The organism is Lysinibacillus sp. 38-6 (assembly GCF_046245175.1).
Taxonomy (GTDB): domain Bacteria; phylum Bacillota; class Bacilli; order Bacillales_A; family Planococcaceae; genus Lysinibacillus.
In genome coordinates this window covers 2,312,664-2,327,367 of sequence record NZ_CP176417.1, presented here as the reverse complement: position 1 = coordinate 2,327,367, position 14,704 = coordinate 2,312,664, and the positions used below count along the sequence as shown (strand labels likewise).

The following is a 14,704-nucleotide window of genomic DNA, read 5'->3' as shown; positions in this document are numbered from 1 at the left end:
TTGTTTAATAAAGTAGTGAAATATGGATCATTTTATTGTTTTGAAAACAGGCGATGGATGTTTCTCCTGTAGAAAGCTCATCTAATTCCACCACAAGAAAATCATACGTAGCATAAACAGCGATACCTATAGCTAGTAGGCAAGTGACTATGGTAAATAATTTTTTCATGTTATCAAACCTTCGATTTTTACTGAATATTATTAATTTTACATTTTTTAGTAGTATAAAACAAATACATTTTAAAATGGAATGCTAAATTTCAAGGGAATTGGTGAAAGGAGGAAGAATGTAGATAAAAAGAAAGAAGCCTCGTTGAAAATCGTTGTGGCTTCTTTATGTAACTTTAGAAGATGTTAGCAAAGTTTTGCTACGACATCTTCGTAAATTTCTTCTGAAGGTTTATTGAGTGCAACTGAAAATTCTGAAAAGATGATTTCTTGTAAAGAGTGCAATAATTTTTCTTCTTGATTTGGGAATTTTTTTTCGTTCGCTTCATATTCTAACTTTTTGCGAAGCAATGTATTTAAGAGGTTCGCTTGTTTTTGTCGATCGCCGGTTTTAACAATTTCAACGTGAAATCTCATACGGTGTGTATTTTGTTCAATCCATTCCACACCAGGTGAGGTAAAGGAACGTAAAATTTTTAACGCTTCTTCTTTTTTTATAATGTCTCGTAGCTGTTTTTTGGCATTATCGATAGGGGTACGAATTGTTAATTTTGAATCGTTTAGTGGTTGTAAAACGTAGTAAGTTTTTGTAATGTCGCTAAAGGTTTGTTCGCAAATATCTTCAACCGAACAAAGTCCATGTGATGAATAAATGACTACATCGCCAACATTGTACATGTATATTCCCTCCATCAAACATTATTGTCAACTTAGTTGACTAAATTAATTGTAACCAATAAAAAGTAATTTGTCAACTTAGTTGACGATTTAGTCGGTTTTTTGTATAGTAATTACGAAAATTACAGAATGAAGGTGAACGAGTTGAAGGACGAATTGCATAATCGAGATGTCATTGATTTGTTGAGCGAACGTCATGAAATACTTCGACGACTTGCTGAAGAGAAGTGGAATAAACATAATACGCTCCATATATCGAATTCAGAATGGCATATTTTAAATAAAATATATAAAAATCAACCTACTATTTCAGAGGTAACAAAAGTTGTGGATTTCTCTCGGCAAGCTACACATAAATTTATTAAAAGTTTAGAAGCAAAAGGCTTGGTAGAGGTGAGCAATGCAGAGCATAGTAAAAAGCACAAAGTAATCCGAATGACGAATTACGGTGAAGCTTGCTATGAGCAAAACGAACGTAATAAAGCGGACATTGAACAGCAACTAGTTCGGAAAATTGGAGAAGAGCAAGTAACGAAATTGAAAAATATATTACAACTGAACTGGGATATTGAACAGTTAGAAGCGTAAGTGCCAGGCACTGAAACTATTTAGAATCTTCTTATAATTAAAAGTCGCAACAAATTGCACTGGTGAGGGTTGCGGCTTACTGAGCGAAAATCAATGATAATCATAACCATGTTGGGCTACACTCTGTTTTATTCATGCACTTTTGCCATTTAAATGTCTCTTTTTCTTAATGACGGCTACTAAGAATAGACGTTTAAAAGCTATAATATGGATATAGAGGTGAATGGATATGAAAAAAGATCGAGGGCAAGTTTGGTTAGGCGTTGCAGGTTGTACGGTTAATGAACAAGGACAATGGCTCGTTGTGAAGAAGGCTTATAGTGGTTTAAAGGGACGATGGTCATTACCAGCAGGCTTTGTTAATGCTGGAGAAACAGTGGATGAAGCAGTGATACGAGAATTGAAAGAGGAAACGGGCATCGATTGTTATGTTTCGGGTTTAATAGGCTTTCGTACAGGTGTTATTCGCGGTGAAATTAGCGATAATATGGCCATTTTTTATTGTAAGATGAAAGACGAACAACAGCAGCTTTTTATTCAAGAAAATGAAATACTCGAGGCGAAGTGGCTGTATCCAAGTGAATTAGCACAAGATGATAGGACATCGGTTATGTTAAAGGAAATGGTGTCTAATTCATTTGAACAGCATCAATTAGATGCGATCGAAGGCATTGATCCCGGGGAAATATTCGGCTACACATCTTATCGTTTGTTCTTTAAAAAATAATGGAAGAAACACCGCAGCTTTTACTAGAAGTTGATTTTTTACTAAAATATGACGAACATGCGAAATGAAGGATATGTTCATTGAAAGCACTCTCATAATCATGTAAACTAATGAGAGAAAAACGGAGGCGTGATACAGTTGAAATAAATCTATACAAATGTGTAAAAATATCATTATTTTTTATAGCTATTCCAGTGTCAACGTATTGAAGTGATATCTTTTGAGGTTACGCAATCGGAACATCGGCAAACTGTTCAAAAGGGAGTTGCTAGAGCATGATCCTAGCAAAGAAAGTACGATTATACCCAAATGAATGGCAACAACAAAAGTTATGGCAATCGGTAGGAACAGCGAGATTTGTATACAATTGGACACTTGCAAAACAAGAAGACAATTATAAAAATGGCGGTAAGTTTATAGCTGATGGGGTTCTAAGAAAAGAATTAACGCAATTAAAGAAAAAAGAATTGTATTGGTTACATGAAGTATCTAATAATGTGGCTAAACAAGCAGTTAAAGATGCCTGTAATGCCTATAAAAGATTTTTCAATGGATTGTCAGATAAACCTAAGTTTAAGAGTAAAAGAAAAAGTAAAAAATCCTTCTATAATGACAATGTAAAATTAAAAGTTAAAGAAGGAAAGATGGTACTTATTGAAAAAGTGGGTTGGGTAAGAATAAACGAGCAATTGCCTATAGGTGTCAAATACATCAACCCAAGAATTAGTTATGACAATAAGTATTGGTATCTATCAGTTGGAATAGAACAAGAAAACATACAAGAAGAATTAACAGATGAAGTATTAGGTATTGACTTAGGTGTCAAAGAGTTAGCTGTTTGTTCAAATGGTCAAGTATTTAAAAACATTAATAAAACAAAGAAAGTACGCAAAATCGAGAAAAAACTGCGTAGATTGCAACGTCGTGTCTCTCGCAAATATGAAATGAATAAGGAGGGAAACCGTTTCGTCAAAACATGCAATTTTATAAAAATCGAAACGAAGATACAGCACCTACATAGACGATTGAAAAACATACGGGACAATCATATTCACCAAGCTACAAATAGCATTGTGAAAACCAAACCTTGCAAAGTAGTGATGGAGGATTTAAACGTAAGGGGAATAATGAAAAATCGTCATTTATCCAAAGTTGTTGCGAAACAAAAGCTCCATGAATTTATTCGACAAATGACGTACAAATGTAAAAAATACGGCATTGAATGCATTCAAGTAGACCGCTTTTATCCATCTTCTAAAACATGTTCATGTTGTGGCACTATCAAGCGTGATTTAAAACTTTCAGATAGAGTATATAAGTGTAGATGTGGTTTAGAAATAGATCGAGATGTCAATGCAGCTATAAACTTAGCTAACTATGGAAAATGAATAGTATAGTCACCCGAAAGACAACTATTACTATGTAGGATTCGTTGTATCCGAATTGACGCTTGTGGAGTGTTATAGCAAACGAAAGTAGCTTAGGCAAAATCGGACACGTAGAAGCAAGAATGAAACAAGGTTTATAGATTTTTATAAATTTTTGGCAACGGTTATACATACATGGGTGGTTCAGTTTCAATTGTGCAGTTAATCATTTCAATTGTGTTATTTTTCGTCATGTTTTTTGGTATTGGATTTTTATTAAATATGTTGCTGCGAATGACTTGGTTAATGGCAGTTATATATCCAATTGTAGTCATCTTTATTATCGATAAAGTTAGCTTTTTAGATTATTTTTTTAAACCAGGCACAGCTTTCCCCGCATTGCTTGATAAATTTCGAGCGCTGCATGTAGTAGATATTTCGATTTTGTCTGGAGGCTTTGCAGGGGCAATTGTCGCAGGAATTGTTATGATTTATTTACGAAAAAGTGGATATCGCATGTTTTAATTTTACAAAGAAAAAATGGATATCTAAAAAGAGCTGGTTCGGAGATATGAACCAACTCTTTTTTTTTATAGAAGGAATTGATAGGTGATGATGGCGATAAAAATACCTGTTAGTGCTCCGAAAAACACCTCACTACGTTTATGACCAAGCAACGTTTTCAACTCTTCCATTTTTTCCTGACCATCCATTTGCGGCCAATCTTTAATATCGCGTAGCAATGTTTGAAAATCTTTACGCAGTTGATTTAAGACAACGGCATGTTGCCCTGCTTGGAAACGAACACCACTCGCATCATACATGACAATAAAAGAAAACATAGCGGCTATCGCAAAAACAGGTGAATCTAACCCTGTTTCATAAGCGATGGCTGTTGTTAACCCTGTAACCGAAGCAGAGTGTGAGCTCGGCATACCTCCAGTCGAAGTAAACAGTTCCCACTTAACTTGTTTTGTCATAAAAAAATGAATAGGAATTTTTACAAATTGTGCAAAGAGAACGGAAAAGAGGGCGACGAGTAGAGGGGTATTTTGAAGTATCGCCAAGTGCATCACAACCTTCACGTATAATTGCCTTTATTATAACATTCATTATTTTCGAAAAGAAGAAATAGCTAAATATTACGCGCTTTTTTGAAAGTTAGGTATAATGGAAATATTGAATGGAGGAATAATTATGCATATTGTTAAAGAAGCAAAAACATTTGAATCGATTTCTACTGAAGTATTAGTGGTAGGAGTTACTAAACATCGTGAACAAATGCAAGATTGGGCAAGTTTCTCGACTTTTTATGGAGAGTCTTTAAACGCCTGGCTGAGTGCCGGTGATGTATCGACAGAATTGAAAGCAATGACGAAATTGCCATTCGTTAAGGAACATGCCAATTTAAAACGAATTTTGTTTGTTGGCTTAGATGAACGTAAAAACTTAACAGAAGGTGATTTACGCGCAGCCTTTGGTTTAGTCGGTAAAGAGCTGAAAGCTTTAAAAGTAAAAGACTATTCAATTTGGCTAGAATCATTTACAACAGAAGCTATTACAGTAGATGATGTAGCGTTTTTAGCGGGTGAGGGTACGACGCTAGGTTATTATACGATTCCACACTATAAAACAACTTCAAATGAAGTAGAGAAGCGCATAGAAGCTGTACATTTAGTAACGACTGCTGAAGATTTAGATAATGTAGTGGCTAGCTTTGAAGTCGGTATTATTTATGCAGAGGCAGTTAATGAAGCACGTAGCTTAATTAATTTACCACCAAATTTATTAACTGCGACAGACTTAGCAAATTATGCACAGTCACTTGCAATGGATTATGATTTTGAAGTAGAAATTTTAGATAAAGCGCAGCTAGAGGAACTTGGAATGGGTGGCATTCTGAGTGTCAATCAAGGCTCCTATGAGGAACCTCGATTAATTACGTTAAAATATAAAGCTACAGAAGATTTCGCTGATCCAATTGGTCTTGTTGGTAAAGGCGTAACATATGATACAGGTGGCTATTCTTTAAAACCTAAAGATTCTATGGTAGGTATGAAGGGCGATATGGGCGGTGCTGCAGCGGTGCTTGGTGCTATGAAAATTATCGGTGAATTACGCCCTAATAAAAACGTCGTTGCCGTTATTGGTTCTACGGATAATATGGTTTCTGATACGGCCTTTAAACCGGATGATGTGATTACAACATATAGTGGTAAAACGGTAGAAATTTTAAACACGGATGCTGAAGGTCGTTTAGTATTAGCGGATGCAACTACATATGCTAAACAACAAGGAGCAACAGCACTAATTGATGTTGCCACGTTAACAGGTGGTGTTATTACGGCACTAGGTTTCGATAAGACAGGTGTTCTTTCAAATAACGATGAATTTTATGCTAGCTTTATGGAAGCAGCACAAGAAACAGATGAGTTTATTTGGCGTATGCCGTTAACAGAAAGTGATAAAAAACGAATCCGTAAATCGGATATTGCGGATTTAAACAACTCTCCTGGACGCGACGGTCATATGATTTTCGGTGGAGGCTTTGTCGGTGAATTTGTAGGCGATTTACCTTGGATTCATTTAGATATTGCAGGTACATCGGATGCAGCGACTGCACATGATTTAGGACCAAAAGGTGGTACAGGTGTCATGGTGCGTACATTAGCAAACTTTGTGCAACGTTTAGGTGAAGAAAAATAGAGTAGGCAAAGGACTCGCGGGATATGTATCTCCCTTCATACGATAGAGTAGAAGGGAGGGAGCCTATCTATGCGAAATTTCGGAGGTTATCCAGGAGGCGGCTTTGGTGGAGGTGGCTTCTTTTGGCCAATAGGTGTACCATTTTTTGGCGGGTTATTAGGAGGTTTTCTAGGGTCACAATTTAACCGATATCCATACTACCCATATTATCCAAACTATCGACCATACCCACCTTATCGACCAGGCCCGTGGAATCGTAGACCTTGGTGAATTAAACGGATGCCAAATAGCTTACTTAAAATAAAAAAATGCTGGGAGCAAGTACTCCTAGCATTTTTTTGCTTTTAGAAGAATGGATGAGCGCCATTGTTAAAACTTTTTAAAATGAATAAAACAACGGTTGACAGAATATACTAAATTATTTATTATTCTTATTATATTACTAAGAATTAAAAATCGAAGCTGACTAGTTAACTAGAGGCTCTTATTATTCACTGGCATTTTTGTGCCTAAGGATAATAGGAGTCTCTTTTTTTATCGACAGAAGGGAGTGAAACGACGTGGGGAAGGTTTACATTGTAGGAGCGGGGCCAGGCGACATTGATCTCATTACAGTCCGTGGTTTACGGTGCATTGAACAAGCGGATGTCATCTTATACGACCGACTGATTAATAAGGATTTATTAGCGTATGCGAAAAAAAGTGCCAAGCTAATATTTTGCGGGAAGTTACCGAATCGACATGCCATGATTCAAGATCATATTAATCATTCCCTTGTTCACTATGCACAACAAGGGTTTGTGGTCACAAGGTTAAAAGGAGGTGACCCATTCGTATTCGGTAGAGGAGCAGAAGAAGCAGAGGTGCTTGCACAACACCAAATACCATTTGAAATCGTCCCGGGCATTACCTCTGGTATAGCTGCACCTGCCTATGCGGGTATTCCCGTGACACATCGTGATTTGAGTTCGAGCTTTGCGATGGTTACAGGTCATATGCGCGAAGGCAAGGATGATGTCATCCAATGGGAAAGTTTAGCTAAAGGCATCGATACACTTGCCATTTATATGGGGGTTGGCAACTTACCGTATATCCAACAGCAGTTACTAAAGTACGGCCGTGACGAACAGACACCTGTCGCAGTGATTCATTGGGGTACGAGTGCGCAACAAAAAACGGTTGTCGGTACATTAGCGACGATTGCCAATGTAGCGCAGCAAGAAAATATCCAAAATCCAAGCATGATTGTTGTTGGTGAAGTTGTGACATTACGGGAAAAAATCCAATGGTTTGAGGAGGCTTGTCCTGAAATGCCTTTAAAAGAAATTTCAGTATAAGGAAGTGGTGAGATGCAGGCTATTTTATATGTAGCACACGGTAGTCGTGTAAAAGCCGGCGTGGAGCAAGCTGTTGCATTTCTACAGCGTGTGCAACAAGACATTCATTTACCGATTCAGGAAATTTGTTTTTTGGAGCTCGCACAGCCAACGATTGCGGAAGGGATAGATAGCTGCGTACGTCAAGGTGCAACATCTATTGCCATCATGCCCATTTTGTTATTAGCTGCTCAACATGCAAAGCACGATATTCCACAGGAAATTGACAAGGCTCAAGCGCAATATCCAGCAATACGCTTTACATATGGAGAGCCACTCGGCGTTCATGAGCTATTAATTGACACACTACAAACACGTATTTTAGAAACGCAGCTCCTGACTCCAAAGGCAAGTGTATTACTGATAGGACGCGGTAGTAGTGACCCAGCAGTTAAAGCGGATTTAGCCAAAATAGCATCACGATTACGTGAAAAATATGGTTATCTAGCAGTTGAAACGTGCTTTTTATATGGCACAGGTCCAAGTTTGGAAGATTGGTTACAGCAGAGGCAAGATGACAGTCATCCGGTATTTATCGTGCCGTATTTATTGTTTACGGGCATTTTACGTCAAAGCATTGCCAAGCGTTTGCAAGGATATGAAGTAAACAACATGATTTTATGTAATAGCTTGGGATATGACGATAATGTCAAAAAAGTATTAGTGGAACGAATTGTAGAATTAGTACAACAAAATTATTTGGAGGAAGGGTGTTTTTCGTAATGGTAGATAAGAGAAAGGAAAATATCAATCTAGCATTAGATAATGTCCGACAAATTTTAACGACAGTAAACCATGGTTCGATTACATTAGTTGTACAAAATTTTTACGTAGTACAAATCGAGAAAAAAGAAAAAATACGTCTTCGGTAATGATTAAAATGATACGCGAGGTGGCATAGTTTGAATCTACAAGTCATGAATAGTCCTTTTAATGAGGAACAGGTAAAGCTATTAAATGAGCTTCTACCTAATTTAACACGAGAACAAAAAATTTGGTTGAGCGGTTACTTAAGTGCACCAATAGCAGCTATCGAGACAAAAGTAGTAGATGAAGCACAAGTCTCCGTTGCGCCAACAACACAAACAGTAACATTGTTATATGGTTCACAAACAGGAAATAGCCAAGGCTTAGCTGAAAAATATGCAGCTGCATTGCAAGCAAATGATATGGAAGTAACAGTTACATCTTTAGCAAAGTTTAAGCCAAATAATTTAAAGAAAATAACGAATTTATTGCTTGTAGTAAGTACGCATGGTGAAGGGGATCCTCCAGATCAAGCAATCCAATTTTATGAATTTTTGCACAGTAAACGTGCACCTAAATTAGAACATCTCAACTTTTCGGTATTGGCATTAGGTGATAGTTCGTATGAATTTTTCTGTAAAACAGGTCAGGATTTTGACGCGCAATTTGAAAAGCTTGGCGCAACACGTATTGTTCCACGAACAGATTGTGATGTCGATTACGACGAAGCTGCTGCAGCATGGTTTACGGCCGTTCAACAGGCATTATTACAACATACGGATACGGTATTGACTGTGAAATCAGCGCCAATAACAGAAGGAGAGGCTACATATACCCGCAAAAATCCGTATTATGCTGAAGTATTAGAAAACATTAATTTAAATGGCCGCGGTTCTAATAAGGAAACGCGCCATATCGAGTTATCGATTGAAGGGGCTAATTTGGTATTTGAGCCTGGAGATAGTATTGGCATACTTCCAGAGAATGACGAATTGTTGGTAAATGCTTTAATTACAGCATTACAGTTTAATCCACAAACAGAAGTTACAGTATTTGATGAAGCGATGCCATTAAAAGATGCTCTTTTAAAAAAGGTAGAAATAACGGTTTTATCGAAGCCCCTTTTACAAAAGATTAGCGCATTTACAGTGCATCCGAAATTTACTGAGCTATGGGACAGTGCGTCAGCATGGAAGGACTATGCACGAGGAAGAGATTTACTTGATGTTGCTGAAGACTTTGGTCCTTTTACTTGGGATGCACAACAGTTTGTTGCTCTGCTACGTAAAATACCAGCTAGACTTTATTCCATTGCTAGTAGCCAATTAGCAAATAGCGATGAGGTCCATTTAACAATTGGCAAAGTAAGCTATGAAACGAATGGTCGTGTGCGTTTTGGCGTGTGTTCGGGTAGTATTGCAGAGCGAATTCAAGTAGGGGATACGATACCGATATATGTTCATAAAAACCCAAACTTTAGATTGCCAGAACAAGCTGACACACCAATTATTATGATAGGCGCTGGCACAGGTATTGCGCCATATCGTGCCTTTTTAGAAGAGCGAGAGGAAAGTGGGATAACGGGCAAATCGTGGTTAATTTTTGGCGATCAGCATTTTATGACAGATTTTCTTTATCAAACAGATTGGCAGCGCTGGCTTGCTTCAGGCACGTTAACACAAATGGATGTTGCCTTCTCTCGCGATACGGATAAAAAAATATATGTCCAACATAAAATCGAGGAACAAGCACAAGCATTTTATGAATGGCTGGAGCAGGGGGCTGTTATTTACGTCTGTGGTGATGAAAAATCGATGGCAGCCGATGTGGATCAAACAATCCGTCGCATTATTGAGCAGCAAGGGCACAAAACGCCTGAGGAAGTGCAAGCTTATATGAATGAGTTAAAACAGCAAAAACGCTACCAACGTGACGTTTATTAGTAAAGGAGCGAAAAAAGATGACTGGAAAAATTATTTTACCCCCACAACCTGGAACACCTAGTGATGTTGAGCGCATTAAAAGCGATAGTAATTACTTGCGTGGAACGCTTGAACGAACGATGAACGACCCATTAAGCTCAGGAATTCCAGAAGATGATAACCGTTTAATGAAATTCCATGGCAGTTATTTACAAGACGATCGAGACTTGCGAAATGAGCGTCAGCGTCAAAAGCTAGAACCAGCGTATCAGTTTATGGTGCGCGTGCGAACGCCTGGTGGTGCAGCAACACCCGCTCAATGGCTTGTTATGGATGAAATGGCTAGAAAATACGGAAATGGCTCACTAAAATTAACGACACGTCAAGCATTCCAAGTACATGGTATTTTAAAATGGAATGTCAAAAAATATATGCAAGAAATTAATGAAGTTCTGTTGGATTCACTCGCTGCTTGTGGGGATGTAAACCGCAATGTGATGTGTAATGTCAATCCGAATCAATCGGCATTGCATGAAGAGATTTACAACTGGTCTGCAAAATTAAGTGAGCACTTATTGCCAAGAACACGTGCCTATCACGAGCTATGGCTTGATGGTGAAAAAGTAGTAGATAGCCAAGAGGAAGAGATTGAGCCTATTTACGGTGCACAATATTTGCCGCGTAAATTTAAAATAGGCATGGCCATTCCACCGAGCAATGATGTCGATGTCTTTTCTCAAGATATTGGTTATATTGCCATTGTTGAAGAAGGTCAGCTAATAGGCTTTAACGTAGCTGTTGGTGGGGGCATGGGGATGACACATGGCGACCAGGAAACATATCCACAGCTTGCTCGTATTATTGGCTTTATTACGCCTGATAAATTGCTGGAATCAGCGGAGAAAATTATTACGATACAGCGCGATTATGGCAATCGTTCCGTGCGTAAAAATGCACGTTTTAAATATACGATTGATGCGCGAGGACTTGACTGGTTTAAAGCAGAATTACATCGTCGATTAGGATGGGAATTGCAGGAGGAGCGTCCATTTACATTTGAACGTACTGGTGATGAATTTGGATGGGTTAAAGGTGCTGAGGGCAATTGGCATTACACATTATTTATTCAAAATGGTCGCATAAAAGATTTTGAGGATTACGAACTGTTAACGGGTTTACGCGAAATTGCCAAAATCCATACCGGAGATTTTCGTTTAACGCCAAATCAAAACTTAATGATTAGCAATGTCACACAACAGGACAAAGATCAAATTACGGCGCTTATTGAACAGTATAAGCTAACAGATGGCGCACATTACTCAGCGTTGCGCCGCAATTCAATTGCTTGTGTATCATTACCAACTTGTGGTTTAGCAATGGCCGAGGCAGAGCGTTACTTACCTTCACTCATTACAAAAATGGATACGATTATCGATGAAGCGGGCTTACATGATACTGAAATTGTTATTCGTATGTCGGGCTGCCCAAATGGTTGCTCACGTGCCGCAATGGGTGAAATCGGCTTTATCGGCAAAGGACCAGGGAAATACAACTTGTATCTTGGCGCAAGCTTTACGGGCAATCGTTTAAATAAAATATATCGTGAGAATATTGGGGAAGAAGAAATTTTAGCGGAACTGCGTCCAATTCTTCTGCACTATGCAAAGGACCGTTTAGATGGTGAACATTTCGGCGACTTTGTTATTCGTGCTGGCTATGTAACAGCTGTCTTTGATGGACGTGAATTTCATAACTAAAGAGGGTGCCAGGCACTAAAACAATTCTGAATTCTGACATTTAATAATCAAGTAAAATTCCGCGTAGACTACTGTGGAAACAGCAAGCAGTATAAGACACAGGCATTCTCGCGCTAGCGTTTGTTCCGGCTTACGGTGTGCCCGCGGAAAGCACCGCTGTAGCATACAGCAACGACATAGAAAAGTAGAGTTAATTGATGGCTTTTCCCTTTAAAAGAAAAATGAAGCTTTATCTCCTTATACCTTTGCAATAATTAAAAAATAGGAGTGAGCACTAGTTGATGGTAGCGAAGGCGGTGACTCCTGCTCAGAACAGCACACAGTGTAAGACGCAACGGCCCGCGCGTAAGCGAGGGTTGCGGCTTACGGTGTGCCCGCGGAAAGCACCGCTGTAGCATACAGCAACGACATAGAAAAGTAGAGTTAATTGATGGCTTTTCCCTTTGAAAGAAAAATGAAGCTTTAGCTCCTTATACCTTTGCAATAATTAAAAATAGGAGTGAGCACTAGTTGATGGTAGCGGAGGCGGTGACTCCTGCGGGAACAGCACAGAACGTAAGACGCAACAAGCCGCGCGCTAGCGAGGGTTGCGGCTTACGATGTGCCCGCGGAAAGCAACCGCCGTAGCGGACAGCAACGACATAGAAAAAAAGAGTTAGATTGATGGCCATCAATCTAACTCTTTTCTCTTTTTATTAGTATTTTAAATAGAAAAATCCTCTGGGATAAATACTTTTAATTGCTTGGGTCTTACAAATACATGGTCGCCTACTTTTAGTTGAAGTTGTTTAAAATGATCTTTAGTGAGCTCTGCCTCTAAAAATTCATCGATATCAAGACGACGTAGTTCAATTTGTACAACGGGTCCTAACAAATGGATATGGCTTATGTGGACAGGAACAGTGCCAGGCACCGCTGCTTTTTCTATTTGTATATCGTGTGGTCGAACATAGCCTACTGCATCTTCTTGCGTATGCGTATACGTGTCCGGCACATCAATGGCAAATTCTCCATGTGTCAACTTACCGTTATGTAAACGCCCTTTGAAGAGGTTGACATTGCCTAAGAAATCATAGACAAATGGACTTTTAGGATGGGAGTACACTTCATCAGGACTACCAATTTGCTCTATTTTACCGTTGTTCATAACGACAATACGATCTGCGACATCGAGTGCTTCTTCTTGATCATGTGTCACAAAAATACTTGTAATATGAAAGTCATCATGAAGCTTGCGCAACCATCGTCGTAATTCCTTACGCACTTTTGCATCAAGTGCCCCGAATGGTTCATCTAACAAAAGTACTTTCGGTTCGACAGCAAGGGCACGAGCGAGGGCGACACGTTGCCGTTGCCCACCAGATAGCTGTGTTGGATAACGATCCGCGAAGTTCTCTAGTTTAACTAGTTGCAGTAATGTCATTACTTTCTCTGTTATTTCTGCTTTCGATGGTCGTGTTTTACGTGGCCGTACTTTGAGCCCATAGGCAACATTGTCAAAGACAGTCATATGGCGAAAAAGTGCATAGTGCTGGAATACAAAGCCAACGTTGCGCTCCTTTGGATGACGATTAGTAATCGTTTGACCATCAAATAAAATGTCGCCAACATCGGACGCCTCGAGGCCTGCAATCACACGAAGTAATGATGTTTTACCAGAGCCGGAAGGACCAAGTAACGCTACCAATTCACCGGATTGGATATCGATGGATACGTCGTCTAAAGCTTGAAAGGAACCGAATTTCTTAGAAATATTTTGAATTTGAATACTCAAGCAAGTATTCCTCCTTTAGAAAGATTTTGATTTCCAAGCAACAATGTCTTTAATGATAAGGGTCAGAATAGCGAGCACGCTCATTAAGGATGCAACAGCAAAGGCTGCTGAAAATTGATATTCATTGTATAAAATTTCAATGTGAAGCGGCATCGTATTGGTCATGCCTCGAATATGACCCGATACAACAGAAACTGCGCCGAATTCACCAATGGCACGTGCATTACATAAAATCAAACCATAAAATAATCCCCATTTAATGTTGGGCAATGTGACATAGTAAAAGGTTTTAAAGCCGTTAGCACCAAGAGAAATAGAAGCCTCTTCTTCAGATGTCCCTTGTGCCTGCATTAAAGGAATAAGCTCTCGTGCAACAAAGGGCAAAGTGACAAAAATAGTTGCAAGCACAATACCTGGCAAAGCGAAAACGATTTTAATATCATTGGCAAATAACCATTCTCCAAATAGCCCTTGTGCCCCGAAAAGCAAGATAAACACTAAACCTGCGATAACGGGCGATACGGCAAAAGGTAGGTCTATTACGGTTAGTAATAGATTTTTCCCCTTAAAGTTGAATTTCGTTAGTGCCCAAGCTGCCATAATGCCGAAAATGGCGTTTAAAGGAACGACAATCGCGATTACGGTTAAGGTCAACTGAATCGCAGCTAATGCATCAGGATGAGTAATCGCTGCAAAATAAACATCTGCGCCTTTTTGAAAGGCTGTAATAAAAATGGATACAAGGGGAAGTACGATAAAAAATGCTAAAAATGCGAGCGCAATAAATGTTAATAGATAACGAATGAAACGGGGCTCCTGCAAGGCAGCAGGCTGTGCTGCTACACTGGGTGTTTGAGGAGCAATAGGTTCGATAAGCGTAGACTGTTCCATACA

General features: G+C 38.9%; 16 protein-coding genes. 11 read left to right on the top strand and 5 right to left on the bottom strand.

All coding sequences use genetic code 11. From position 1 onward, the window contains the following. Nucleotides 1–4: 4 nt before the first annotated feature. Together ACKVEV_RS12130 and ACKVEV_RS12125 are read right to left on the bottom strand one after the other, a co-directional pair. Nucleotides 5–169 carry a hypothetical protein gene (locus ACKVEV_RS12130; protein ID WP_409366691.1) on the bottom strand — a complete coding sequence of 55 codons (165 nt, stop codon included), beginning with the start codon at nucleotides 167–169 and terminating at the stop codon, nucleotides 5–7. A 185-nt stretch (nucleotides 170–354) separates the two neighbouring features. Next, the gene (locus ACKVEV_RS12125; protein WP_409366690.1) at nucleotides 355–846 is read right to left on the bottom strand and encodes a CarD family transcriptional regulator; all 492 of its coding nucleotides are present in this window, start codon (nucleotides 844–846) and stop codon (nucleotides 355–357) included. A 135-nt stretch (nucleotides 847–981) separates the two neighbouring features. On the opposite strand from ACKVEV_RS12125, the gene ACKVEV_RS12120 reads away from it, so the two are divergent. The 4 genes from ACKVEV_RS12120 (at nucleotide 982) to ACKVEV_RS12105 (ending at nucleotide 4,053) form a co-directional block, all read left to right on the top strand. Further along, complete coding sequence (locus ACKVEV_RS12120) at nucleotides 982–1,434, top strand: MarR family winged helix-turn-helix transcriptional regulator (protein WP_409370545.1); 453 nt, start codon at nucleotides 982–984, stop codon at nucleotides 1,432–1,434. Between the two features lie 229 nt (nucleotides 1,435–1,663). After that, nucleotides 1,664–2,161, top strand: a complete 498-nt coding sequence (locus ACKVEV_RS12115) for an NUDIX hydrolase (protein WP_409366689.1) — start codon at nucleotides 1,664–1,666, stop codon at nucleotides 2,159–2,161. A gap of 275 nt (nucleotides 2,162–2,436) precedes the next feature. Then, on the top strand, nucleotides 2,437–3,549 hold the full coding sequence (locus ACKVEV_RS12110; protein ID WP_409366688.1) for an RNA-guided endonuclease InsQ/TnpB family protein: 1,113 nt from the start codon (nucleotides 2,437–2,439) through the stop codon (nucleotides 3,547–3,549). A gap of 174 nt (nucleotides 3,550–3,723) precedes the next feature. Continuing rightward, nucleotides 3,724–4,053 carry a YuiB family protein gene (locus ACKVEV_RS12105; RefSeq protein WP_173479773.1) on the top strand — a complete coding sequence of 110 codons (330 nt, stop codon included), beginning with the start codon at nucleotides 3,724–3,726 and terminating at the stop codon, nucleotides 4,051–4,053. Between the two features lie 65 nt (nucleotides 4,054–4,118). Here ACKVEV_RS12105 and ACKVEV_RS12100 read toward each other — a convergent pair whose 3' ends face one another. Next, the gene (locus ACKVEV_RS12100; protein ID WP_409366687.1) at nucleotides 4,119–4,601 is read right to left on the bottom strand and encodes a divergent PAP2 family protein; all 483 of its coding nucleotides are present in this window, start codon (nucleotides 4,599–4,601) and stop codon (nucleotides 4,119–4,121) included. Between the two features lie 124 nt (nucleotides 4,602–4,725). Here ACKVEV_RS12100 and ACKVEV_RS12095 point away from each other — a divergent pair, with 124 nt between their 5' ends. The 7 genes from ACKVEV_RS12095 to cysI all read left to right on the top strand — a co-directional run bounded on the left by ACKVEV_RS12095 (nucleotide 4,726) and on the right by cysI (nucleotide 12,036). Further along, the gene (locus ACKVEV_RS12095) at nucleotides 4,726–6,234 is read left to right on the top strand and encodes a leucyl aminopeptidase (RefSeq protein WP_409366686.1); all 1,509 of its coding nucleotides are present in this window, start codon (nucleotides 4,726–4,728) and stop codon (nucleotides 6,232–6,234) included. A gap of 69 nt (nucleotides 6,235–6,303) precedes the next feature. Beyond that, nucleotides 6,304–6,504, top strand: coding sequence for a uroporphyrin-III methyltransferase (locus ACKVEV_RS12090; RefSeq protein WP_409366685.1), 201 nt, complete (start codon nucleotides 6,304–6,306; stop codon nucleotides 6,502–6,504). A gap of 290 nt (nucleotides 6,505–6,794) precedes the next feature. Beyond that, nucleotides 6,795–7,571, top strand: coding sequence for a uroporphyrinogen-III C-methyltransferase (gene cobA / locus ACKVEV_RS12085; protein WP_409366684.1), 777 nt, complete (start codon nucleotides 6,795–6,797; stop codon nucleotides 7,569–7,571). Nucleotides 7,572–7,583: 12 nt separating this feature from the next. Beyond that, entirely contained in the window at nucleotides 7,584–8,333 is a 750-nt protein-coding gene (locus ACKVEV_RS12080) for a sirohydrochlorin chelatase (RefSeq protein ID WP_409366683.1), read from the top strand. Then, nucleotides 8,333–8,482 (top strand): DUF2292 domain-containing protein, encoded by a 150-nt coding sequence (locus ACKVEV_RS12075; RefSeq protein WP_409366682.1) that lies wholly within the window; start codon nucleotides 8,333–8,335, stop codon nucleotides 8,480–8,482. The genes ACKVEV_RS12080 and ACKVEV_RS12075 overlap by 1 nt, the downstream gene beginning before the upstream one ends. Nucleotides 8,483–8,512: 30 nt before the next feature. Then, nucleotides 8,513–10,300 (top strand): assimilatory sulfite reductase (NADPH) flavoprotein subunit, encoded by a 1,788-nt coding sequence (locus ACKVEV_RS12070; RefSeq protein WP_409366681.1) that lies wholly within the window; start codon nucleotides 8,513–8,515, stop codon nucleotides 10,298–10,300. A 17-nt stretch (nucleotides 10,301–10,317) separates the two neighbouring features. After that, nucleotides 10,318–12,036 (top strand): assimilatory sulfite reductase (NADPH) hemoprotein subunit, encoded by a 1,719-nt coding sequence (cysI, locus tag ACKVEV_RS12065; RefSeq protein WP_409366680.1) that lies wholly within the window; start codon nucleotides 10,318–10,320, stop codon nucleotides 12,034–12,036. Between the two features lie 703 nt (nucleotides 12,037–12,739). Here the strand turns inward: cysI and ACKVEV_RS12060 are convergent. Both ACKVEV_RS12060 and cysW read right to left on the bottom strand, forming a co-directional pair. Further along, nucleotides 12,740–13,810: a sulfate/molybdate ABC transporter ATP-binding protein gene (locus ACKVEV_RS12060; protein ID WP_409366679.1), complete on the bottom strand. Its 1,071-nt coding sequence runs from the start codon at nucleotides 13,808–13,810 to the stop codon at nucleotides 12,740–12,742. A gap of 15 nt (nucleotides 13,811–13,825) precedes the next feature. Beyond that, nucleotides 13,826–14,701 carry a sulfate ABC transporter permease subunit CysW gene (cysW, locus tag ACKVEV_RS12055; protein WP_409366678.1) on the bottom strand — a complete coding sequence of 292 codons (876 nt, stop codon included), beginning with the start codon at nucleotides 14,699–14,701 and terminating at the stop codon, nucleotides 13,826–13,828. Nucleotides 14,702–14,704: the final 3 nt, after the last annotated feature.

What these genes read in the sequence shown, in the direction of transcription:
- ACKVEV_RS12130 (WP_409366691.1), bottom strand. Translation starts at nt 169, where the DNA reads ATGAAAAAATTATTTACCATAGTCACTTGCCTACTAGCTATAGGTATC.
- ACKVEV_RS12125 (WP_409366690.1), bottom strand. Translation starts at nt 846, where the DNA reads ATGTACAATGTTGGCGATGTAGTCATTTATTCATCACATGGACTTTGT.
- ACKVEV_RS12115 (WP_409366689.1), top strand. Translation starts at nt 1,664, where the DNA reads ATGAAAAAAGATCGAGGGCAAGTTTGGTTAGGCGTTGCAGGTTGTACG.
- ACKVEV_RS12110 (WP_409366688.1), top strand. Translation starts at nt 2,437, where the DNA reads ATGATCCTAGCAAAGAAAGTACGATTATACCCAAATGAATGGCAACAA.
- ACKVEV_RS12105 (WP_173479773.1), top strand. Translation starts at nt 3,724, where the DNA reads ATGGGTGGTTCAGTTTCAATTGTGCAGTTAATCATTTCAATTGTGTTA.
- ACKVEV_RS12100 (WP_409366687.1), bottom strand. Translation starts at nt 4,601, where the DNA reads ATGCACTTGGCGATACTTCAAAATACCCCTCTACTCGTCGCCCTCTTT.
- ACKVEV_RS12095 (WP_409366686.1), top strand. Translation starts at nt 4,726, where the DNA reads ATGCATATTGTTAAAGAAGCAAAAACATTTGAATCGATTTCTACTGAA.
- ACKVEV_RS12090 (WP_409366685.1), top strand. Translation starts at nt 6,304, where the DNA reads ATGCGAAATTTCGGAGGTTATCCAGGAGGCGGCTTTGGTGGAGGTGGC.
- ACKVEV_RS12080 (WP_409366683.1), top strand. Translation starts at nt 7,584, where the DNA reads ATGCAGGCTATTTTATATGTAGCACACGGTAGTCGTGTAAAAGCCGGC.
- ACKVEV_RS12075 (WP_409366682.1), top strand. Translation starts at nt 8,333, where the DNA reads ATGGTAGATAAGAGAAAGGAAAATATCAATCTAGCATTAGATAATGTC.
- cysI (WP_409366680.1), top strand. Translation starts at nt 10,318, where the DNA reads ATGACTGGAAAAATTATTTTACCCCCACAACCTGGAACACCTAGTGAT.
- cysW (WP_409366678.1), bottom strand. Translation starts at nt 14,701, where the DNA reads ATGGAACAGTCTACGCTTATCGAACCTATTGCTCCTCAAACACCCAGT.